This is a genomic window from Shinella sp. WSJ-2 (genome assembly GCF_003432075.1).
Taxonomy (GTDB): Bacteria; Pseudomonadota; Alphaproteobacteria; order Rhizobiales; family Rhizobiaceae; genus Shinella.
This window is the reverse complement of sequence record NZ_QWBU01000007.1, coordinates 181,797-204,124: the sequence shown is the minus strand read 5'-3', so window position 1 is coordinate 204,124 and position 22,328 is coordinate 181,797. Positions and strand designations below refer to the sequence as shown.

Sequence of the window (22,328 nt, the reverse complement as noted above, 5' to 3'; positions counted from 1 at the left end):
TTTTCCGGATTGCCCATGAATCAGCTTTCGCCCAGCACCGTACCGGCACACGTCGCCATCATCATGGATGGCAACGGCCGCTGGGCGAATGCACGCGGCCTGCCGCGCGCCATGGGGCACCGCAAGGGTGTCGAGGCGGTGCGCGAGGCCGTGAAGACGGCTGCTGAATGCGGTGTGTCCTATCTCACGCTCTTTGCCTTCTCCTCGGAGAACTGGAGCCGGCCGGAAAGCGAGGTCTCAGACCTCATGGGGCTGCTCAAGACCTTCATCCGGCGTGACCTTGCCGTGCTGCACAAGCAGAATGTCCGCATCCGTGTCATCGGCGATCGGGGAAACCTGTCGAGCGATATCCTGCCGCTGCTTCTCGAAGCGGAGGAGACGACGTGCGGCAATTCCGGCATCACACTGGTCATCGCCTTCAACTACGGCTCCCGTGACGAGATTGCCCGCACCGTGCGCAGGCTTGCTGAGGACGTCGCTGCCGGTCGCCTCGACCCGTCGCAGCTCACATCCGAACGGATCGGCGCCTCGCTGGACACGGCAGGCATTCCCGATCCCGACCTTGTCATCCGCACGAGCGGCGAGGAGCGCCTGTCGAACTTCCTGCTCTGGCAGGCGGCCTATGCCGAATTGATGTTCGTTCCTGAATACTGGCCGGATTTTACGCGCGACACGTTCCGCGCGGCCCTGGCGCGTTATGCTGCACGCGAACGCCGTTTCGGCGGCTTGCAGCCTGCCGCCACACTTGCGGTTGGTTCCTGATGCAGACTGAACTTCGCCTGCGTATCATCTCCGGCATCGTGCTTGCCGTCGTGGTTCTGGCCGCGACCTGGTATGGCGGCCTGGCCTTCCGCCTCCTTGCCGCCGCTATCTCCGTGCTCGTCTATTACGAATGGTCGACGATCACGCGCCTTCCCGATTCGGATTTCCGTGGTAACGCCTTCGGTTGGGCGACCGTCGCCGGGATTGCCGGCCTCGTGATCTTCGGCTTCGACGAATTGGCGCTGCCGGTGCTCCTAAGCGCGACCGTCCTTAGCGTTCTCTATGCCTTTGCCGTCACGAAAAATGGTTGGCTTGCCGGCGGCATCGTCTATTCGGGCCTGACGGCCATTTCGCTCGCTGCCATCCGAGGCGACACCGGCGAAGGATTTGCCGCGATGATCTTCATCTTCGCCGTCGTCTGGGCAACGGATATTTTGGCCTATTTCGTCGGGCGCGCCATCGGCGGGCCGAAGCTGGCGCCATCCATCTCGCCAGGCAAAACATGGTCCGGCGCCATTGGCGGCGCTGTATCGGCTGTGGTCGCGGGCACGCTCGTGCATGCCGCCTTCTTCCCGCTCAACGGCCCGTGGATCCCTGTGATCGCGCTCATTCTCTCCGTTTGCAGTCAGATCGGCGATCTCTTCGAATCCTTCATCAAGCGCCGGTTCGGCGTGAAAGATTCCAGCCGTCTCATTCCGGGCCATGGCGGGGTGATGGACCGCGTTGATGGCCTTGTTTTCGCCTGCTTCGCCGCGTTCCTCATTGCACTTGGCGATGCGATCGTGTCGGGTGCCGCAAACGCGCCGGCGGGCGTGTTCCTTTTCGGCCCGTAACCCGCGCCCGTATTCACGAAAGACTGGGGACTGAAACATGGATATGCTGACGGGCTCGGTCGCTTTCTTGACCGGCTATATCGTTCCCTTCCTGCTCGTGCTGACGCTGATCGTGTTCATTCACGAACTCGGGCACTATCTGGCTGGCCGCTGGTCGGGCATCGGCATCACGGCCTTTTCCATCGGCTTCGGGCCGGAACTTATCGGCTTCAACGACAGGCACGGCACCCGCTGGAAGCTTTCAGCGATCCCGCTCGGCGGCTATGTGAAGTTTCTCGGCGACGAGGATGCTGCCTCCATTCCCGACTATGATGCGCTCGCCACCCTGCCGGAAGCCGAGCGCAAGCGCACCTTCCTGGGCGCTGCCCTGTGGAAACGCGCCATCACGGTCGCAGCCGGTCCCATCGCCAATTTCATTCTGGCCATCGCCATCTTTGCGGTGATGTTTTCCATCTACGGTCGCCAGGTCGCCGATCCGATCGTCGCGGAAGTGCGGCCGGGCAGTGCCGCAGAAGCCGCCGGCGTCCGGAAGGGCGACCTGCTGGTGGCGCTCGACGGCAATCCGGTCGCGACATTCGACGACGTCCGCCGCTATGTCAGCGTGCGGCCGGAACTGAAGATCACCGTCACCGTGCGCCGCGACGGCGCGGACCTTGACCTGCCGATGACGCCGCAGCGTACCGAGATCACCGACCAGTTTGGCAACAAGATGGAACTCGGGCTGATCGGCATCGTCACCAATCAGGAGACGGGCAACTTCCGTGTTGTCGAATATGGGCCGGTGGAAGCCGTGGGGCAGGGCGTTCTCCAGAGCTGGCATATCGTAACGGGCACATTCGACTACCTGTCGAATCTTATCAGCGGCCGCATGAAAGCTGACCAGCTCGGTGGTCCTATCCGTGTAGCGCAGGCCTCCGGCCAGATGGCGACACTCGGTGTTGCCGCCGTGCTGCAGCTTGCCGCCGTTCTGTCTGTTTCCATTGGACTTTTGAACCTGATGCCGGTTCCGGTACTTGATGGCGGCCATCTGATGTTCTATGCGGTGGAAGCAATCCGGGGCAGACCTGTCGGGCCCGGGGCGCAGGAGATCGCATTTCGCATCGGCATGGCGCTGGTGCTTATGCTGATGGTCTTTGCGACCTGGAACGACATTTCGATGCTTCTGGGCTGAGAGTGCCGGCTTTCGCCGGATGAGGAAGATAAGGGGAGCCGCCTGCCGCAGGTGTGAATGCTAAGGGTCTGTTTACCGTAATGAAACGCAGGTAGTGGCCTTAGGGCCACGGTTTGAATTGAAGTAAACAGAAATTAACGCGTGACCTTGCTTGTATGGCAAAAGCGGTTAAAACGGCAAACGTGACCGGACTCGGGTGCACTCCCGCCGGGACGTTGAAACGAAGGTAAGTAGTGAAGATGAAAGCTGGTTCAAACTTTTTGAACGCCGTGTCGGCCGTTGCATTGTCGGCCAGTATGGTTGTCACGGGCGGCTCTTTTGCCACGCTTGTCTCCGCATCCGTCGCGGAAGCGGCCACGATTCGCAGCATCCAGGTCCGCGGCGCGGATCGCGTGAGCGCCGAAACGGTCAAGGCCAACGTCACCATCCAGCCCGGCAAAAGCTTCTCCAATGCCGATATCGACGCCTCTGTGCGCCGCCTCTTTGCGACCGGCTATTTCTCGGACGTCAAGATTTCGGTTTCCGGCAGCACGCTCGTCGTCACCGTCAATGAAAATCAGCTGATCAACCAGGTTGTCATCAACGGCAACAAGAAGATCAAGGACGACAAGCTGATGGGCCTGCTGCGTTCGCAGTCGCTCGGTCCGTACAGCGAAACCGCGATCGAAGCCGACAAGCAGACGATCCGTGACGCCTATGCCTCGATCGGCCGCAGTGACGCCACGGTCACCACGCAGACCTATCCGCTCGGCAACGGTCGCGTGAACCTGGCTTTCGTCGTCGATGAAGGTGATCGCACGAAGATTTCGCAGATCAATTTCGTCGGTAACCAGGCCTACAGCAATGGCCGCCTGCAGGCCGTCATCGTCACCAAGAAGTCGAACTTCCTGTCGTTCCTGACCCGTAAGGACGTCTACAGCGAAGAGAAGCTGCGCGCCGACGAAGAGGCGCTGCGCCAGTTCTACTTCAACAACGGCTATGCCGACTTCCGCGTTGTCTCCTCGGAAGCCGTGCTGGATGAAGCTTCGAACGAATACGTCGTGACCTTCACGGTGGACGAAGGTCAGCGCTACAATTTCGGTGGCGTGAATGTCGAATCGACCGTCGAAGGGATCGATCCGGAAGAGCTGAAGGGCCTCATCGAGACCCGTGAAGGCAAGACCTACCGCGCAAAAGACGTCCAGGACTCGATGTCTGCCATTTCCCAGCGCGTCGCTGCTGCCGGTTACCCCTTCGCCCGCGTAACGCCGCGCGGCAACCGCGACCTCGGCAATGGCACGATCGCCGTCGACTATCTTGTCGACCAGGGCGAGCGCGCCTATGTCGAACGCATCGAAATCCGCGGTAACAGCCGCACGCGTGATTATGTCATTCGTCGCGAGTTCGATATCGGTGAAGGCGACGCCTTCAACCAGGAAGTCATCACGCGCGCCAAGCGTCGTCTGGAAGCGCTCGGTTACTTCTCGTCGGTCAACATCACGACGGCGCCGGGTAGCCAGTCCGACCGCGTCGTGCTCGTCGTCGATGTTCAGGACCAGTCGACGGGCTCGTTCGGCATCGGCGCCGGTTACGAGACGGGCAAGAATGGCGGCTTCAAGATTGAAGCTTCGATCGAGGAGAAGAACTTCCTCGGCCGTGGCCAGTACATCCGTGTCGCTGCCGGTACTGGCCGACACTCGCGTGACTACAGCCTGTCGTTCACCGAGCCCTATTTCCTTGGCTACCGCCTCGCTGCAGGTTTTGATATCTTCAGCAACAAGGACGAGAGCGAAGATTACTACACGCTCAACACGAAGGGTTTTACCCTGCGTGTGACGGCACCGATCACCGAAGACCTGTCGACGACGCTGCGCTACAACTATGCGCGGCTGGATTACAACTCTTCTCTGAAAGTTGACGATCCCGATCTCTCCACGCCGTATTGGGATGTCGTGAAGAATGGCCCGTGGGTGCGTTCGGCTGTTTCGCACAGCTTCACCTACGACACGATCGACGATCGCACGCTGCCGCGTGATGGTATCTTCGCTCAGGTCACACAGGAAGTTGCCGGCCTTGGCGGCGATTCCGAATATTACAAGATCTACGGTAAGGCCCGTTACTTCCATACGCTTATGGAAGATGCCGATGTGATCGGTTCGCTGGCCGTCAGTGGTGGCCATATGTGGGGCTTCGGGACGACGCGGGTGTACGACCAGTTCACGCTGTCGGCCAACGACCTTCGCGGCTTCGAATCGGGCGGCATCGGCCCGCGCGCGACATCGACCGGCGACTCGATCGGCGGCACGACCTACTTCACCGCATCTGCCGAAGCGTCGTTCCCGATCCCGGGTATCGCACGTGACTCCGGCTTCCGTGGTGCGGTCTTCGTTGATGCTGGTACGTTGTACGGCAATGAGGTCAAGACTGCCGCTTCGGACAAGCTGCAAGGTACGGATATGAGCCTGCGTGCTTCCGTCGGTGCCAGTGTGATCTGGGCCTCACCGTTCGGTCCGCTGCGCTTCGACTATGCTATTCCGATCAAGAAGGAAAAGTACGACGACGTACAGCGCTTCAAGTTCGGTATCGCGACGCAGTTCTGACGACGGCCGTCCAGAACCTCAGAGCACATGGACGTTCTGGAGACTTGCCGATGGAGCATACCCGGTTTTTTCCGCCCCACGACGGTCTTCGTCTGGGTGACCTTGCGAGCGCGCTTGGGGCGGAACTTGCCGATGCTGCGCATGCCGATCGCATCGTGCGCAGTGTTTCGCCCGTCAACCGGGCGAAAGATGGCGACCTCTGTTATATTCTGTCACGCAAATTTCGCGCCGAGCTGGAAACGAGTGAGGCAACAGCGATCCTTTGCGACCGCGCGCTGATCTCCCTTATTCCCGCTCATATTGCCATTCTGGTCTCAAAGCGTCCGCACACGGATTTCGCGCGGGCCGGTGAGCTGCTGTATCCGGCCGCAATGAGGCCGGAAGCTATGACTTCCGCGACGGCTTCGATTTCCCCGGCAGCTTATGTCGATCCCGCCGCGCGCCTCGAACCGGGCGTCGCTATCGAGCCCATGGCTGTTATCGGCGCGGGTGCAGAGATCGGCGAGGGCAGCCATATCGGCGCCGGTGCGACCATCGGGGCGAATGTGAAGATCGGACGCGACTGCACCATTGCTGCTGGCGCGACCATCCAATGTGCGCTCATCGGCAACAATGTCATCATCCATCCCGGCGCCCGCATCGGCCAGGACGGTTTTGGTTATGCGCCCGGCCTCAGGCCCGGCATGATCAAGATTGTACAGATCGGCCGCGTCATCATCCAGGATCATGTCGAGATCGGCGCTAATACGACGATCGACCGCGGCACGATGGACGATACAGTGATCGGTGAGGGGACGAAGATCGACAACCAGGTCCAGGTCGGCCACAATGTGCGCATCGGCCGCCATTGCGGCATTGTCAGCAAGGTCGGCATTGCCGGCAGCACGCGCATCGGCGATGGCGTGATGATCGGCGGCGCGTCCGGCATCAACGGCCACATCACCATCGGTGACGGCGTGCAGATCGCCGCGATGAGCGGTGTCATTGCCGATATTCCGGCGGGCGAGAAATACGGCGGGGTTCCGGCCCGCCCGATGCGCGATTTCCTGCGCGACATGGCGGAGATCGTCACGCGCTCCAGCACACGAGTCCAGAAAAAGGGGGGCAACAATGAGTGAGGAAACCAAGGCGACGCTCGGCGTGGCTGATTTGCGTGAGATTCTTACGCTGCTTCCCCACCGCTATCCGTTTCTGCTCGTCGACAAGATCATCGAGATCGACGACGACAATTCGGCGATCGGTATCAAGAACGTCACGGTGAACGAGCCCCAGTTCATGGGCCACTTCCCCGATCACCCGATCATGCCCGGTGTCCTGCTGATCGAAGGTATGGCGCAGACGGCCGGTGCGATCTGCGCGCGCAAATCGCGTTCGGGTTCGAACCTCGTCTATTTCATGACGATCGACAATGCCCGTTTCCGCAAGCCCGTCGTGCCCGGTGACCGCGTCGAGTTCCATGTCGTCAAGCAGAAGCAGCGCGGTAATATCTGGAAGTTTCATTGCGATGCAAAAGTTGATGGGCAACTTGTCGCGGAAGCTGATATCGGCGCGATGATCGTGAAAAAGGAAAACGCCTGAAAATGATTGCCGCCAGCGCGAAGATCCATCCGCTCTCCGTCGTGGAAGACGGAGCGGTCATCGGCGAGAACGTCGTCGTCGGCCCCTTCGGCTATGTGGGGCCGAAGGTCGTTCTTCACGATGATGTGGAACTTCTTGCGCATGCGGTCGTCACCGGCCGCACGGTTGTCGGCCGCGGATGCCGCGTCTTTTCCAATGCGGTGATCGGCGGCGATCCGCAGAGCCTGAATCACGACGGGGCGGAAACGACCCTCACAATCGGCGAGAAATGCACCTTTCGCGAGGGCGTGACGGTCAATACCGGCACGACCGAAGGCGGCGGCAAGACTGTTATTGGCGATAACAATCTCTTCCTGGCGAATTCCCATGTGGCGCATGATTGCATTCTCGGCAGCCATATCGTCATGTCGAACAATGTGATGCTGGCGGGTCATGTCGTGGTCGAAGATCGCGTGATCCTGGGCGGCGGTTCGGCAGTGCACCAGTTCACCCGCATCGGCCGACAGGCCTTTATCGGCGGCCTCTCGGCGGTGTCCTACGATGTCATTCCCTATGGCATGCTGAACGGAAATCCGGGCATTCTCGGTGGCCTCAATGTCGTCGGCATGAGCCGCTCCGGCATGGAAAAGGCGGCGATCCACGAGGTTCGTCGCGCCTTCAAGCAAATCTTCGAAGGCGAGGGCTCGATCCGCACCAATGCTGCAGCGATCAGGGATGACTATGCCGGCAGCGTTCCGGTCATGCATATCCTCGATTTCATCGCCGCAGACAGCGACCGGGCGCTCTCTTCGCCCAACCGGGGCAAGGGCTGACCGGCATGGCGGACGGCCGGCTGGCCATCATCGCTGGCGGCGGCATGTTGCCGCGCTATGTGGCGGACGCCGCCCGTACCCGCGGCGAAAATCCTTATATCCTGGCTCTCAGCAACGAATCCGGCGAGAATTGGTCCGGCTTTGATCATGAGGTGATTTCCATCGGCAACTATGCCGGTATCGGCGCCGCATTCCGGGAAAAGGGCGTCGACCGTGCCGTGCTCTCCGGCTTCGTGCGCCGCAGGCCCGAATGGCGGGATATTCACGCGCCCTGGAAGGCGCTGCTTGCCGTTCCGTCGATTGTGCGCACGCTCGTGAAAGGCGGGGACGACACCGTTTTGAAAATGGTCATCCGCCTGATCGAGAGCGAGGGAGTCCGCGTCGTCGGGGCGCATGAAATCGTGCCGGATCTCCTCGGCTCGGAAGGTCCGCTTGGAGCCGTCGCGCCGGATACTGCCGCAGAAGGCGATATCACCGCCGCCGCCGCCGCCGCATTGGCGCTCGGCCGGTTGGACGTGGGGCAGGGTGCCGTCGCTGTCGGCGGCCGTGTTGTGGCGCTGGAGGGCGCCGAAGGCACCGACGGCATGCTGGAGCGCGTGGCGCAGCTGCGCGCCGAGGGGCGCATTTCCCAGCGGCGCAAGGGCGTGCTGGTCAAGCTCTGCAAGCCGGGACAGGACTTGCGCGCCGACCTGCCTTCGATCGGAGTTGAAACTCTACGCCGGGCGCAAGCCGCCGGCCTTGCCGGTATCGCCATTGAGGCCGGTCGTTCGCTGGTGTTGGAGCGAGCCGCCGTGGTGGCGGAGGCGAACGCGCACGGCCTTTTCGTCACCGGCATCGCGCCATCGCGAACGGAGTGAAGGCATGGCGGACAAGGCGCTTAGGATCGGCATCATTGCCGGCGAAGTCTCCGGTGATCTCCTGGGTGGCGATCTGATCGCGGCGCTGCGGGAGACCTATAGAGGCCCTGTCGACCTTGTCGGGGTCGGCGGGGACGCATTGGAGCGGCAGGGCCTGAAATCCCTGTTCGACTTCTCCGAACTCTCCATCATGGGTATTTCGCAGGTCCTGAAGCGCCTACCGTCGCTGCTGCGCCGCATTCGGCAGACGGCAGACGCCCTGATTGCCGCCCGCCCCGATGTGCTCGTCATTATCGACAGCCCGGATTTCACCCATCGCGTCGCGCGGCGCGTGCGAAAGGCCCTGCCGGACCTGCCGGTCGTCAACTATGTCTGCCCGAGCGTCTGGGCCTGGAAGGAAGAGCGCGCTCCGCGCATGCGCGGCTACGTCGATCGCGTGCTCGCCTTGCTACCCTTCGAACCCGCCGCCATGCAGCGCCTCGGCGGCCCGGAGACCGTCTATGTCGGCCATCGCCTGGTCAGCGATCCGCAGGTCCAGCACGTTCGTGATGCAAGGCTTGGCCGGACCGATTACGACCCTTCCGAAAAAACGTGCCTGCTGCTCCCCGGTTCGCGCTCCACGGAAATCACCCGGTTGCTTCCGGTGTTCGGCGATGCAGCCCGTGAGCTTTCCGCCCGCAATCCCGGCATTCGTTTCCTTCTGCCCACCGTGCCGCGTCAGGAGGCGCTGGTGCGGAGGCTGACGGCCGATTGGCCGGTAAAGCCCGTCATCACCGTCTCGCAGGACGAGAAGTGGCAGGCCTTTGCGCAGGCGGATGCGGCGATTGCAGCATCCGGCACAGTTATCCTGGAACTCGCGCTCGCCCGCGTGCCCGTCATCTCCACCTACAGGTTCGACTGGCTCGCCAATCTTTTCCTGCGCAAGATCAAGATATGGACTGCAGCGATCCCCAATCTCATCGCGGATTACACGGTCGTGCCGGAATATCTGAACGAGCAGGTCCGCCCCGGCAGCCTCGCACGCTGGTTCGAGCGCCTGTCGGCGGAGACTGCGGAACGCCGCGCCATGCTGGAAGGCTATGACCTCGTTTATGGCCGCATGCAGACGGCGCGTCCGCCGGGAGAGACCGGGGCGACGGTGATCCTCGATCTTCTCGCAACAAAAAAGCCCGGTCAGTTTTGACCGGGCTTTGCTATTTTTAGGGATCTCTGCGATCAGCGCTTGGAGACCGGCATGTAATCGCGCCTCGGTTCGCCGATATAGAGCTGGCGCGGACGGCCGATGCGCTGTTCCGGGTCTTCGATCATTTCGTTCCACTGGGCAATCCAGCCGACCGTGCGGGCGAGCGCGAAGAGCACGGTGAACATGGTGGTGGGGAAGCCCAGCGCCTTCAGGGTGATGCCGGAATAGAAGTCGATGTTCGGGTAGAGCTTCTTCTCGATGAAGTACTCGTCCGTCAGCGCGATGCGCTCGAGTTCCATCGCGACTTCCAGCATCGGATCGTCCTTGATGCCGAGCTCGCCGAGAACCTCATGCGTCGTCTTCTGCATGATCTTGGCGCGCGGATCGTAGTTCTTGTACACGCGGTGGCCGAAGCCCATCAGGCGGAACGGGTCGTTCTTGTCCTTGGCGCGAGCGACATATTCGGGAATGCGCTCGACCGAGCCGATTTCGGCGAGCATGTTGAGTGCCGCTTCATTGGCGCCGCCATGGGCCGGCCCCCAGAGGCAGGCAATGCCGGCCGCGATGCAGGCAAACGGGTTGGCGCCCGAGGAACCGGCAAGACGAACGGTCGAGGTCGAGGCGTTCTGCTCGTGGTCGGCATGCAGGATGAAGATGCGGTCCATGGCGCGGGCCAGAACCGGGTTCACAACATATTCTTCACAGGGCACGGCAAAGCACATGCGCAGGAAGTTCGACGCGTAGTCGAGGTCGTTCTTCGGATAAACGAACGGCTGGCCGATATGATATTTGTAGGCCATCGCAGCGATCGTCGGCATCTTGGCGATCATGCGCAGCGACGCGACCATGCGCTGGTGCGGATCCGTGATGTCGGTGGAGTCGTGATAGAAAGCCGACAGCGCGCCGACGCAACCGCACATAACGGCCATCGGATGGGCATCGCGACGGAAGCCCGTGAAGAATCGGCTCATCTGCTCGTGCACCATGGTGTGGTGCGTCACGCGATGATCGAAATCGTCCTTCTGAGATTTCGTCGGCAGTTCGCCGTACAACAACAGGTAGCAGACTTCCAGGAAGTCGCCATGTTCCGCCAGCTGGTCGATGGGATAGCCGCGATGCAGCAGTACGCCTTCGTCGCCGTCGATATAGGTGATCTTCGATTCGCAGGATGCGGTTGAGGTGAAACCAGGATCGTAAGTGAAGGCGCCGGTATTCTTGTAGAGCGTGCCGATGTCGATCACATCGGGGCCGATCGTCCCGGATCGCGTCGGCAGCTCGACTGTCTTCCCACCGATCGATACACCCGCGCTAGTTCCTGTCATGACGATCCTCCGTTGTTTCGAATGGTGGCACGCAGTTGTGCCGCACCCATGAACATGCTCGTTTTGCTAGCCCATTTACGGTGCTCTGCCAAGCAATACGAAAGGCAAATTGTGCACTGCGAAAATAGGCGTTCCGGCAACGCAATATCTACCCTTTCGACGAAGTTGCAAGCAACCTTTGCGCGTGTCCGCGCAATTGCGGAGGGCGCATCCTATCTTGCTGGCTTAGTATTTTATTCGCCTACTGTTGATTGAAGATTTTTGCGGCTGATTGCATTATGGTGGCAGAAAAAGGGGCCGGGTTCATGGCCAGGGTGAAGGAAGCGGAGAAACGGGAGGCACTGCGCGAGGCCGACGCCTGGCGAACGTTTTCCGACGTCCCATCCCTACCAAGTGTACTCGATGACGTGCCGCACGGCGGTGCCTTGCCTGCCGCTCTGAGAAGGGTCGAAGGCCGGCTTCGTCACACCCTTTTTCCACCCAAAAACATGCGCGCTGCCTTTGCTGAGGAGCGGGTACATGGCCACTTCTTTCTGTTCGTACCGGTCTCCCTCGGGGTGGGAGCCGCTCTCTGGTTTGCCGCCCTCTCCGATCCCTCTGTTCTCGCCCTTTTTCTTTTCTCCTGTACCGCCTTCTGGCCCGCCTGGCGCCTGCGCCACCGTGAGAACTGGCTGGCGCTCGCCGCGGGGGCGGCATTTCTCGTTCCTATCGGCATGCTGCTTGCAGCCTTCGAAAGCGCACGGCTTGATACTGTCCTGCTCGACGCACCCGTGACCACGCAGATTACCGGCCGCGTGCTGTCGCGCGAAAGCGACGAGCGGGGCGCTATTCGCTACCGCATTGCATTGACGGCAACACATGATCCCATCCTAAAACGAGCGCCGAATGTTGTGACGATTCTCGCGCGCAACCTGCACGAACCGATCCCAATCGGCGGTGGCATTGCCGGTCGTGCACGGCTCAATCCGCCCTCCGGCCCCGCGTTGGTCGGGCTCAACGATTTCGCCTTCGACGCCTATTTCGCCGGTAATGGCGCGGTGGGCTATTTCTACAAAGCACCGCAACAGGTTGCAGCGAAACCGGCCGGTCTTGAAGAGCGGATCCGGCGGGAAATTGCGACATGGCGCAACAATTTGACCGAGCATATCCGCAGCCGGATCGGCGGCGATGCCGGCGCTATCGCCGCCGCCCTGGTGACAGCCGAACAGCGTGCGATCAGCCCGGAAACGGTGGAGGCGTTGCGGCAGGCGGGGCTGGCCCATGTGCTGGCGATATCGGGGCTCAACATGGTGCTGGCGGCCGGCACGTTTCTCGTCGGCGCACGCATGCTTATGGCGCTCATTCCCGGCTTTGCCGAGCGATATCCGGCAAAGAAAATTGCCGCCGCCGGAGCGCTCGTTATGGTGACGCTCTATATTCTCGTCTCGGGCGGGGCGATTTCGGCAGTTCGGTCGTGGATTATGATCTGCGTTATGCTCGTCGCCGTTCTGTTCGGCCGGTCGGCGATCAGCCTGCGCAATGTCGCGCTTTCGGCCATCCTCATTTTGGTGGTCACGCCGTCGGCGGTCACCAATCCCGGTTTCCAGATGTCCTATGCCGCAACGCTGGGACTTGTCGCCGGCTATGCGGCATGGCGCGAACGGCCGGTGAAACCGGAGAGCCGGGGCGGGGTGTTGCCGACCGCGGGCGGTTCGGCCGGCCGCTTCCTCGGTGGATTGGTCCTTTCTTCGCTGATCGGCGGTTTTTCGACGTTGATCTATTCGGTCGGCCACTTCAACCGGATTCCGGCTTATGGGCTGGCTGGTAACCTTCTGACCATGCCCGCCATAAGCGCCATAGTCATGCCCTTCGGCCTCGTCGCTGTACTGCTGATGCCCTTCGGGCTGGATGCCGTTCCCTTCGCCATCATGGGCAAGGGGATCGAGTGGATGATCGCCCTGTCCAACTGGGTGGCGAGTTGGAAGGGCGAGATCGTCACTGGCCGCATTCCGCCCACGGCCTTTCTATTGATCGGCTTCGGAGGCGGGCTGGTCTGCATCCTGCGCACGCGCCTTCGCCATGCCGGAACATTCCTTGTGCTGATCGGCATTGGCATCGCCTTCTGGCCGGGTGATCACAGAAGGCCCGAGGTCCTGATCTCGGAAGACGGTCGCCTCGTCGCCATCCTGCGCGACAGTGGCATTGCGATTAACCGTGCCAGGCCGCCGGATTTTATCTATGCGCAATGGCGCCGGGCCTTGCGGCTGGGCGAGGTCATCAAGCCGACGATGAGAAAGACCGCCGGGTTGACAGTTGAAGAGGAAGCTGCCGCTGTCGAAACCACGAAAAAGCGAAAATCGTCACGCCACAAGGCAAATCGCGAAAGGGCGAAAGCGGCCATGCTGTCCGCGCTCGCGACGGCGGCAAAGCAGGCGGATTTCATCTGCGAGAACAAGGCTTTCTGCGTGGCCGTTTCACCAAACGAATGGCGTATCGTTACGCTGGAAGACGTTGCCTTCCTCGGCATCGCGTGTGATCTCGCAGACCTCGTCGTCACGCAGGTGCCGCTTCGGATCGCTGCCTGCCGCTCCGGCGCCAAGCTCATCACCGCCCGTCACCTGCGGAGAACCGGAGCTCTGGAGATCATCCCCGGCGAGGAGGAAAATGCTCCCTTCGTACTCGAAGCCAGCATCACGCCTGCCGTCGAAACGCTGGATCGCCCATGGTCGCGCCACCGCACCTACGACTGGCGAACCGGAACTTACGCGACCAGCAACGCCGAGGGAGACCGTGCCCAGAGTAGACCCCAAGGCGAGGTCGAAGAAGCCGCGGCGACTAGCTCGAACGATTTTTGAGTCCAACATCTGGATTGGCAAAATCTAGAAAACCAGTCCCAGAACCGCAAGCCTGGCGTCCTTCATATCAAGGCGCATAATTGATAGAGTAGCTACGCACTCTCTGAGCGCAAGCTAGCCGACGAGCGCCTCTAGTGAGGTGTGTTCAGTTATAGCGCCGGATAAGGCCCACCAGCTTGCCCTGGATCTTCACGCGATCCGGTCCGAAGATGCGGGTTTCGTAGGCGGGGTTGGCGGCTTCGAGTGCGATCGACGCACCCTTGCGGCGAAAGCGTTTCAATGTGGCTTCTTCATCGTCAACGAGCGCCACGATGATTTCACCGGGATTGGCGCTGCTGGTATCGCGAATGATGACCGTGTCGCCATCGAAGATGCCAGCCTCGATCATCGAATCGCCTTTGACCTCCAGCGCATAGTGAGCGCCGCTACCGATCATTTCGGCGGGGACAGTGATGTCATGCGTGTTGTTCTGGATGGCCGAGATCGGTACGCCGGCGGCGATCCGGCCCATGACGGGCACCGAGACCGAAGAGGACATGACATCCGATTGCGGCGCAGCGACCCGCTGCGGTGGTGTCGGCGCGACCGGCTGCTTGCCGCGGCTGCCTTCGACGATCGTAGGCGAGAAGCCGCGGCGGGGTTGCTGACTCGCCGCCGCATAGGCTTCAGGAAGCTTGATGACCTCCAGCGCCCGCGCGCGGTTGGGCAAGCGGCGAATAAAGCCACGCTCCTCAAGGGCTGTTATGAGACGGTGGATGCCGGATTTGGAGGCCAGATCCAGGGCATCCTTCATCTCGTCGAAAGACGGCGGAATACCGGATTCCTTCATACGCTCGTGAATGAACAGGAGCAGTTCCTGTTGTTTGCGCGTCAGCATGGCATCTCCACCGAGAATCGTGAAACAAATCCAGAACAGACACTATCTGTTCCATATGTGTTCCGCAAGAGGCTGCTGAAACAATAATACTGTTCAGGGGCTTGGCTGGCGCATGAGGAGCACGTCGCACGCCGCGCCCGCTTCTATGGCAGGCGCGTTCGGCGGACGGATGAGCAGACCTTCGGATTCGGCGAAAATCCGCATCATCGAGGAATCTTGCTTGTCGAAGGGCGTCACGCGTAGCAAGCCATCCGGACCGCGGGTGATGCGGGCGCGAATGTAGTCCTGCCGATGGTCGTTTTCCTTGACCGGCACGGTGGCGATGGCTTTGTGAACGCGGTTCTTTGCCGGAAGGTGGGCGAGGCAGCGCACCAGCGGCTCCAGGAACAGCAAGGAGCAGACAAGACTGGAGACGGGATTGCCCGGCAGGCCGACGATCCTGACATCGCCGAGGCGGCCGACCATCAGCGGCTTTCCGGGGCGCATGGCGATGCGCCAGAAATCGAGTTCCATGCCGGCTTCGCCGAGTGCGGGCTGCACGAGGTCGAAATCGCCGACCGACGCGCCGCCGAGCGTGACGAGCACGTCGATATCCAGCGCGAGCGCCTTCTGTACGGCTTCAAGGATAGTCTGCTTGTCGTCACCGACAATGCCGAGGTCGATTATTTCAGCACCGGAAGCGCGGGCGATGGCGGAGACGCCGTAGGTGTTGGAGGCGATGATCTGGCTGACGCCGGGCGGCGTGCCGGGCGTGACGAGCTCGTCACCCGTAGCGAGCACGGCGATGCGGGGGCGGGCGTAGACAGCGAGTTCGGCGTGGTTCATCGCGGCAGCGACGGTGAGGCGGCCGGCATCGAGCACGTCGCCGGCTCTGAGCAGCACGTCGCCTTCGGCAAAATCCTGGCCGCGCGGGCGGATATGGCGCCCCTTCGGCGTCAGGAACGTTGTGCGGATACGGTCGCCATCCAGCTTTTCCGCGTCTTCCTGCAACAGAACGGTATCGGCGAAAGCGGGCAGCGGCGCGCCGGTGAAGATGCGCACAGCCTCGCCGGGGCCGGCCGTGCCGTCGAAGGCATGGCCGGCGGCCGAGGTGCCGACGACCTTGAGGATCGATCCGAGTCCGGCGATATCGGCGTGGCGGACGGCATAGCCGTCCATGGCCGAATTGTCGAAGGGCGGCTGGGTGAGGAGGGCGGCGACGTCTTCGGCCAGCACGCGGCCGTCGGCCTCATGAAGCGAGACCTTTTCCGTCCGTTGCGTGGGCTTGGCCGCGGAAAGCAGGCGCTCGAGGGCGTCGGCAACGGGAAGAAGGGACATCAGGGATCTCTGCGTTTGTAATCACCGGAGCGGCCGCCGGATTTTTCGGCAAGGCGCACGCCGCCGATCTCCATTTCGCGGTCGGCGGCCTTGGCCATGTCGTAGATCGTGAGGCATGCGACACTGACGGCGGTCAGCGCCTCCATCTCGACGCCGGTGCGGCCGGTGAGCTTCGCCATGGCCTCGATACGCAGGCCGGGCAGGGCGTGATCCTCGCGAATATCGACCGTCACCTTGGTCAGCATCAGCGGATGGCAGAGCGGGATGAGATTGGACGTCTGCTTGGCGGCCATGATGCCGGCCAGCCGCGCCGTGCCGATCACGTCGCCCTTCTTGGCGTCACCCTTGAGGATCAGGTCGAGCGTTTCCGGCGCCATACGGATGAAACCCTCGGCGACGGCGATGCGCACGGTCTCGGCCTTGTCGCCGACATCGACCATATGCGCTTCGCCGGAGACACCGATATGGGTGAGCGTGCGAGCCTCTTCGGCCATTATTCCGCCGCCAGCATACCGGCAGCGCCGGTCAGCAGCTCGCGCGTTGCCGCCGTCACGTCGTCCTTGCGCATTAGGCTTTCGCCGACGAGGAAAGTGGAGACGCCGACCTTGCCGAGGCGCGTACAATCCGCATGGGTGAAGACGCCGCTTTCGCCGACGAGCAGGCGATCGTCCGGCACCATGCCGGCGAGCCTTTCGGAAACGGCGAGATCGACTTCGAAAGTGCGCAGATTGCGGTTGTTGATGCCGACGAGCTTGGACTTGAGCTTCAACGCCCGTTCCATCTCTTCTTCGTCATGCACCTCGATCAGCACGTCCATGCCGAGCGAGAAGGCGGCGTCTTCCAGCATCTTGGCGGTTTCATCGCTGAGCGAAGCCATGATGAGCAGGATACAATCCGCACCCCAGGCGCGGGCTTCCAGCATCTGGTAGCTGTCGAACATGAAATCCTTGCGCAGCGCGGGAAGCGCGCAGGCGTCGCGGGCGGCGGTGAGGAATTCAGGTGCGCCCTGGAAACTCGGCGTGTCCGTCAACACGGAAAGGCAGGCGGCACCACCGGCCTCATAGGCCTTGGCGAGCGCCGGCGGATCGAAATCCGGGCGGATGAGGCCCTTGGAGGGGCTGGCCTTTTTGATCTCGGCGATCAGGCCGAACCGGCCTTGAGCCTTTTTGTCCTTGAGGCTGGCGAAGAAGCCGCGCGGCGGCTCTTGGTCGCGAATGCGGGCGCGCAGCTCGGCCGGCGCGACACGTGCCTTGGCGGCGGCGATCTCTTCGAGCTTGTAGGCTTCGATCTTCTTCAGGATATCGGTCATGGCCAATCCTACTCCGCCGCGCCTTCGTTGGAAACCGCAACGAGGCGTTCCAGCACGGTACGGGCACGGCCGCTTTCAAGCGATTCGGTTGCGAGCTTCATGCCGTCCTTCAGCGTCTCGGCCTTGCCGGCGACGACGAGGGAGGCGGCGGCGTTGGCCAGCGAGATATCACGGTAGGGCATATGCGCCCCGCCAAGCACCGAGAGGAGGGCTGCGGCATTGTGCGTGCCGTCACCGCCGCGCAGATCATCGAGCGCCACCTGCGGCAGGCCGAAATCGGCCGGCGTCAGCTCGAAGGTGCGGATCTTGCCGTCTTCGAGGGCTGCGACCTGCGTCGTGCCCGTGGTGGTGATCTCGTCGAGACCTTCGCCATGCACGACCCAGATGCTTTCCGAGCCGAGGTCGCGCATCACTTCGGCGATCGGCACCAGCCAGTGCGGCGAGAAGACGCCGAGCAGCTGGCGCTTGACGCCGCCGGGGTTGGACAGAGGCCCGAGCAGGTTGAAGATCGTGCGCGTGCCGAGTTCGACGCGCGACGGGCCGACATGTTTCATGGCGGAATGGTGCAGTTGGGCGAACATGAAGCCGAGGCCGGCATCGTGCACGCAGCGGGCGATTTCGGCGGGGCCGATATCGAGCTTCACGCCGAGGCAGGAGAGTGCATCCGCCGTGCCGGATTTCGAGCTAAGCGCACGGTTACCGTGCTTTGCGACCGGAACGCCGGCACCCGCGACGATGATCGCCGCGAGCGTCGAGATGTTGTAGGTGCCCGCACCGTCACCACCCGTACCGACGATATCCATCGCATCGGCAGGGACGCTGACCGGCAGCATGCGGGCACGCATCGAGCCGACAGCGCCGTAGATCTCGTCCACGGTCTCGCCGCGCACGCGCAGCGCCATAAGGAAACCGCCGATCTGCGAAGGGGTGGCGGCACCCGACATGATGATCTCGAAGGCGCCGCGGGCTTCCTCGCGGTCCAGCGCATTGCCGGCGGCGACCTTGGCGATAAAGGGTTTCAGGTCGGACATGCGGCTCCCGTCTCCCTATCGCGTCATGTTCTGCTCGGCGAGCGTGCGGTTGATCGAGACGCCGTAGGACGTCTGGAGCGCGCTCACCATCTGGTCGAGGATGTCGTCGCCGCTGGCGCGGGCGACCGCTTCGATCTGCTGTTCATCGTTGGACAGCGCATCGGTCGTCGCGTCTGCATTGACTTCCGTAACCTTCAGCAGGATCTGGCCTTCGCCATCCGTGCCCGGCGTGTTGGCAACCGTGCCGACCGGACCGGAGAAGGCCGAGGCGATGGTCGCAGGGCTGAGGACGGCATCCTGGGCGCCGCGGTGCAGGCCTGTCTTGTTTTCGACGCTCAGGCCCAGTTCGCTGGCGATGGTGGCGAGATCGCCGCCCTTGCGTACGCGCTCGGCCAGTTCGCCGGCCTTCTTGGCCAGCGCCTGGCGCTGCTGTTCGGCCGTCCAGTCCGCGGCGACGCGGTCACGCACTTCGTCGAGCGTGCGGTCGCGATCCGGGATCACGTCGAGCACTTCGAACCAGGCATAGCCTTCCCGGCCGACATTGATCGGCTGGGTTTCGGTACCCACATCGGTCTTGAACACTTCGCCGAGCAGGGCGGCCTTTTCCGGAAGCGCTGCGATCTCGTCGCCCTTCTGGTCGTTGCCCTGCGCATCGGCGGCTTCGACCGTGACGGCCTTCAGGTTGTTCTTGGCGGCGGCCTCGGCCAGCGTCAGGCCTTCGGCACGGCTATCCTCGATGCGGTCGTGCACGGCGAGAATGCCATCGGCGGCTTCCGAGAGCGCCAGCTCGTTGCGCAGCTCTTCCTTCACCTCATCATAGGTCTTGGTCGTCTCCGGGCGGATATTGGTCACGCGCAAGATGATCGGGCCGAAGGTGCCGTCGATGACGGGCGTCGTGCCGCCATTGGCCGCAACGGCGAAGGCCGGCTCGGCGAGCTTCTGGTCGGGAACGTTCGCCTGCGTGAAATCACCCAGCAGTACGTCGGCGGCGGTCTTGCCTTCCTCGGTCACCAGCGTGTCGAAGGTGGTGCCGGAAGCAAGCTTGGCGGCGGCGGCATCGGCGGCGGCGCGATCCTTGAAGGTCAGCTGCTCGATCGTGCGCGTGGCCGGCGTGCGATACTTGTCCTTGATGCGCTCGTATTCGGCCTTCACCATGTCCTCGGTGATGGCGGCGGTGTCGACGAGGTCTTTCGGCTCCAGCGCGACATAGACGAACTTGCGATATTCCGGCGCGCGGTACTTCGCCTTGTTCTGTTCGAACCAGGGCGCCAGCACGTCGTCGCCCGGCGTCTTGATCGGGTCGATATTGGCGTTGCTGAGCAGCAGGAAGTCGATGGTGCGCGATTCGTTGCGATACTGGCGTAGCGCCGTGGTCAGCGCTTCGGGTGCCTTGTAGCCGTCGGAAACCGCTTCGACGATCTGCGTGCGCACGGCAACCTGGCTGCGGTTGTTGATATAGTCGTTCTCCCGCAGGCCTGCGTTCCGCAGCACGGCGGAGAAAGCGGTGCGGTCGAATTGGCCGTTGACGCCCTTGAAGGCCGGATCGTCGGCGATCAGCTGGGCAAGGCGGCCCTCGGAGAGGCCGAGGTTCATGTCACGCGACAGCTGGTCGAGCGCCGCGCCGGCGACGAGTTCGGCAAAGACCTGGTTTTCGACGCCGAAGGCGCCAGCCTGCTCGGCATTGAGACGCGTGCCGAAGCGCTGCGAGAGCGTTGCGACCTGCCGCTCATAGGCGAGGCGGAAATCCGTCGGCGAAACGCTGACATCGCCGACAGTGACGACGGAATTCGAAGCGCCCGTTACCAATGAGCTCGAAACACCCCAGATCGCAAAGGAACCGACCAATACGATCATCAGGGCTTTTGCCACCCAGGTCTGGGCGGCGCTTCTCAGGGCTTCGAGCATCGTCTACATTTCCTCAAAATCGGCGGCCATGCGGCCGGAGTTCGTCTCTTATCGGAAAGTTTGCGCGAATTGAAGTGCGCAGGCCGCCTTGATGCCACGGGAAAATCACACCTGGCGCAGCTTGGACAGTGCTTGCCGATTTTGTTCGTCGGCGAAACAAATATTTTTGAAATTATTGACGTATTCCCGTCACAATACGCTATCGGTATGGCGTAGATCGTGATCCGATGCGGGGGGAAGCGGGTTTGAGTCCCTTTTGAGGGCCAGGAGGAATATTACGGTGGAATCGACTGTTGTCATGATCAACCTGTTCGGCGCGGTCGCGCTGCTCCTGTTCGGCCTCGCACAGGTGAAGGATGGCATGACGCGCGCCTTTGGTGTGAAACTGCGCTCCGGGCTGGCGCTCGGCACGCGCGGGCCGTTCCGCTCCTTCTTTGCCGGATTCGTCGCCACAGTTGCCCTGCAAAGCTCCACTGCAACGGCGCTGATGGTCTCCTCCTTCGTCGAACGCAATCTGGTGCGCGCCCGGATGGCGCAGATCGTGCTGCTTGGCGCCAATGTCGGGACGGCGGTCACCGCGTGGCTTGTCGCGACGGGCATCGAATCGATCTCGCCGCTGATCATCCTCGTTGGCGTCGTGCTTTATAAGTCGAGCAGTTCGACGGCCCGGCAGGGCCTCGGTTCCGCGCTTGTCGGTATCGGCCTCATGCTGCTTTCACTGCATCTGCTCAGCCTTGCGACGGAGCCGATGCGCCAGTCGCCGGCGCTCGCCGCTTTTCTGAAGCTGCTCGACGGCGCCTGGCCGGTCGCGCTCGCGTTCTCGACGGTGCTGGCGATCATCTCGTCCTCCAGCCTCGCGGTGGTGGTGCTGATCCTGTCGCTGACCGCCATGGGCATTCTGTCGCCGGCCCTTACGGTTATCCTCGTGCTTGGCGCCAATCTCGGAGGCGCAGTTCCGCCGGTCATAGCGACACTGAAATCGACTGCCTCGGTCCGGCGCGTGACGCTCGGGAACCTGCTGGTGCGCGGTGTCGGGTGCCTTGTCGTGTTGCCTTTTGCCGGACAGGTCGCAGCGCTCCTCGCGACGCTACCCATTCCCGCCTCCAAGCTGCCCGTCGATGTGCACCTTGCGTTCAATGTGGTGGTCGCGCTGGTGCTTTTTCCGCTGTCCGGCCAGCTGTCGCGCCTCATGGAAAAACTCATTCCAGAGGAAAAGCAGCCGGAGACCGGGCCGAAATACCTCGATGAGACTGCGCTTTCGAGCCCTGTCGTGGCGCTTTCGGGTGCGACGCGCGAAGTGTTGCGTGTCGGCGATCTCATTGAATCCATGCTGATTCGCACAATGCGGGCCTTCAACGACAACAATCTCGCGCCGATGAAGGATATCGGCGAACTGGAACGCCAGGTCGATGCGCTGCAGCAGGACGTGAAGATCTATCTCTCTCGTCTCGGCCGCCAGGGCGTGACGGGCGAATGTGCCGCGCGCTCTATCGTCATCATTGACTATGCCATCAATCTCGAACATGTCGGCGACATCATCGAAAAGGGCTTGCAGGAGCAGGTACGCAAGAAGATCGCAAATGGTCTGAAGTTCTCCGACGACGGCTATAAGGAGCTTGCCAACCTCTTCAACCTGACGATCGAGAACCTGCGTATCGCGCAGACCATTTTCGTCACGCGCGACGCCGGCCTTGCCCGCCAGCTGATGGAAGTGAAGGTCGACGTGCGGCGCATGGAGAAGCAATCCTCCGAACGGCACCTGGAGCGTCTGCGCGACGGCCGTCTCGACAGCCTCCAGACGAGCTCGCTGCATCTCGACATGCTGCGCGACCTCAAACGCGTCAACGCGCATCTCGTCTCCGTCGCCTATCCGATCCTCGACGAAAACGGCCTCCTGACCGAAAGCCGCCTGCGCAGCGCCAAGTAAGAAATCCCTTTGTCTTCCTTGCCGCGTTTTT

18 protein-coding genes are annotated in these 22,328 nt (G+C 62.2%); 11 read left to right on the top strand and 7 right to left on the bottom strand.

What is annotated here, in order from left to right; genetic code table 11:
- Nucleotides 1-15 precede the first annotated feature (15 nt).
- From D0Y60_RS17025 to lpxB, 9 genes are all read left to right on the top strand, one after another.
- Complete coding sequence (locus tag D0Y60_RS17025; protein ID WP_117371151.1) at nucleotides 16-762, top strand: isoprenyl transferase; 747 nt, start codon at nucleotides 16-18, stop codon at nucleotides 760-762.
- A complete protein-coding gene (locus tag D0Y60_RS17020) occupies nucleotides 762-1,595 on the top strand; it encodes a phosphatidate cytidylyltransferase (protein ID WP_117371150.1) in 834 nt (277 codons plus the stop codon). The genes D0Y60_RS17025 and D0Y60_RS17020 overlap by 1 nt, the downstream gene beginning before the upstream one ends.
- Nucleotides 1,596-1,632: 37 nt before the next feature.
- Nucleotides 1,633-2,766, top strand: a complete 1,134-nt coding sequence (gene rseP, locus D0Y60_RS17015; RefSeq protein ID WP_117371149.1) for an RIP metalloprotease RseP — start codon at nucleotides 1,633-1,635, stop codon at nucleotides 2,764-2,766.
- 239 nt (nucleotides 2,767-3,005) lie between these two features.
- Nucleotides 3,006-5,345, top strand: a complete 2,340-nt coding sequence (bamA, locus tag D0Y60_RS17010) for an outer membrane protein assembly factor BamA (RefSeq protein ID WP_117371148.1) — start codon at nucleotides 3,006-3,008, stop codon at nucleotides 5,343-5,345.
- Nucleotides 5,346-5,395: 50 nt separating this feature from the next.
- Nucleotides 5,396-6,463: a UDP-3-O-(3-hydroxymyristoyl)glucosamine N-acyltransferase gene (lpxD, locus tag D0Y60_RS17005; protein WP_117371147.1), complete on the top strand. Its 1,068-nt coding sequence runs from the start codon at nucleotides 5,396-5,398 to the stop codon at nucleotides 6,461-6,463.
- Nucleotides 6,456-6,923 carry a 3-hydroxyacyl-ACP dehydratase FabZ gene (gene fabZ / locus D0Y60_RS17000; RefSeq protein ID WP_117371146.1) on the top strand — a complete coding sequence of 156 codons (468 nt, stop codon included), beginning with the start codon at nucleotides 6,456-6,458 and terminating at the stop codon, nucleotides 6,921-6,923. Before lpxD ends, fabZ begins: the two co-directional genes overlap by 8 nt.
- Nucleotides 6,920-7,735: an acyl-ACP--UDP-N-acetylglucosamine O-acyltransferase gene (lpxA, locus tag D0Y60_RS16995; protein WP_117371145.1), complete on the top strand. Its 816-nt coding sequence runs from the start codon at nucleotides 6,920-6,922 to the stop codon at nucleotides 7,733-7,735. The genes fabZ and lpxA overlap by 4 nt, the downstream gene beginning before the upstream one ends.
- A 5-nt stretch (nucleotides 7,736-7,740) precedes the next feature.
- Complete coding sequence (locus D0Y60_RS16990) at nucleotides 7,741-8,592, top strand: LpxI family protein (RefSeq protein ID WP_117371144.1); 852 nt, start codon at nucleotides 7,741-7,743, stop codon at nucleotides 8,590-8,592.
- A 4-nt stretch (nucleotides 8,593-8,596) separates the two neighbouring features.
- Nucleotides 8,597-9,775, top strand: a complete 1,179-nt coding sequence (gene lpxB, locus D0Y60_RS16985; RefSeq protein ID WP_117371143.1) for a lipid-A-disaccharide synthase — start codon at nucleotides 8,597-8,599, stop codon at nucleotides 9,773-9,775.
- Nucleotides 9,776-9,807: 32 nt separating this feature from the next.
- Here lpxB and gltA read toward each other — a convergent pair whose 3' ends face one another.
- Nucleotides 9,808-11,097 (bottom strand): citrate synthase, encoded by a 1,290-nt coding sequence (gltA, locus tag D0Y60_RS16980; RefSeq protein ID WP_117371142.1) that lies wholly within the window; start codon nucleotides 11,095-11,097, stop codon nucleotides 9,808-9,810.
- A gap of 305 nt (nucleotides 11,098-11,402) precedes the next feature.
- Between gltA and D0Y60_RS16975 the strand changes: the two genes are divergently transcribed.
- Nucleotides 11,403-13,931, top strand: coding sequence for a ComEC/Rec2 family competence protein (locus D0Y60_RS16975; RefSeq protein WP_245409210.1), 2,529 nt, complete (start codon nucleotides 11,403-11,405; stop codon nucleotides 13,929-13,931).
- Nucleotides 13,932-14,076: 145 nt separating this feature from the next.
- Here D0Y60_RS16975 and lexA read toward each other — a convergent pair whose 3' ends face one another.
- The 6 genes from lexA to D0Y60_RS16945 form a co-directional block, all read right to left on the bottom strand.
- Nucleotides 14,077-14,808: a transcriptional repressor LexA gene (gene lexA, locus D0Y60_RS16970; protein WP_117371140.1), complete on the bottom strand. Its 732-nt coding sequence runs from the start codon at nucleotides 14,806-14,808 to the stop codon at nucleotides 14,077-14,079.
- A 93-nt stretch (nucleotides 14,809-14,901) separates the two neighbouring features.
- Nucleotides 14,902-16,125, bottom strand: coding sequence for a gephyrin-like molybdotransferase Glp (gene glp / locus D0Y60_RS16965; protein WP_117371139.1), 1,224 nt, complete (start codon nucleotides 16,123-16,125; stop codon nucleotides 14,902-14,904).
- On the bottom strand, nucleotides 16,125-16,619 hold the full coding sequence (gene moaC / locus D0Y60_RS16960; protein ID WP_117371138.1) for a cyclic pyranopterin monophosphate synthase MoaC: 495 nt from the start codon (nucleotides 16,617-16,619) through the stop codon (nucleotides 16,125-16,127). Before moaC ends, glp begins: the two co-directional genes overlap by 1 nt.
- Entirely contained in the window at nucleotides 16,619-17,434 is an 816-nt protein-coding gene (gene trpC / locus D0Y60_RS16955) for an indole-3-glycerol phosphate synthase TrpC (RefSeq protein WP_117371195.1), read from the bottom strand. Before trpC ends, moaC begins: the two co-directional genes overlap by 1 nt.
- 8 nt (nucleotides 17,435-17,442) lie before the next feature.
- Nucleotides 17,443-18,465, bottom strand: a complete 1,023-nt coding sequence (trpD, locus tag D0Y60_RS16950) for an anthranilate phosphoribosyltransferase (RefSeq protein ID WP_117371137.1) — start codon at nucleotides 18,463-18,465, stop codon at nucleotides 17,443-17,445.
- A 15-nt stretch (nucleotides 18,466-18,480) separates the two neighbouring features.
- Nucleotides 18,481-20,370 (bottom strand): peptidylprolyl isomerase, encoded by a 1,890-nt coding sequence (locus D0Y60_RS16945; protein WP_117371136.1) that lies wholly within the window; start codon nucleotides 20,368-20,370, stop codon nucleotides 18,481-18,483.
- Nucleotides 20,371-20,650: 280 nt separating this feature from the next.
- Between D0Y60_RS16945 and D0Y60_RS16940 the strand changes: the two genes are divergently transcribed.
- The gene (locus D0Y60_RS16940) at nucleotides 20,651-22,297 is read left to right on the top strand and encodes a Na/Pi cotransporter family protein (RefSeq protein WP_117371135.1); all 1,647 of its coding nucleotides are present in this window, start codon (nucleotides 20,651-20,653) and stop codon (nucleotides 22,295-22,297) included.
- Nucleotides 22,298-22,328 lie beyond the last annotated feature (31 nt).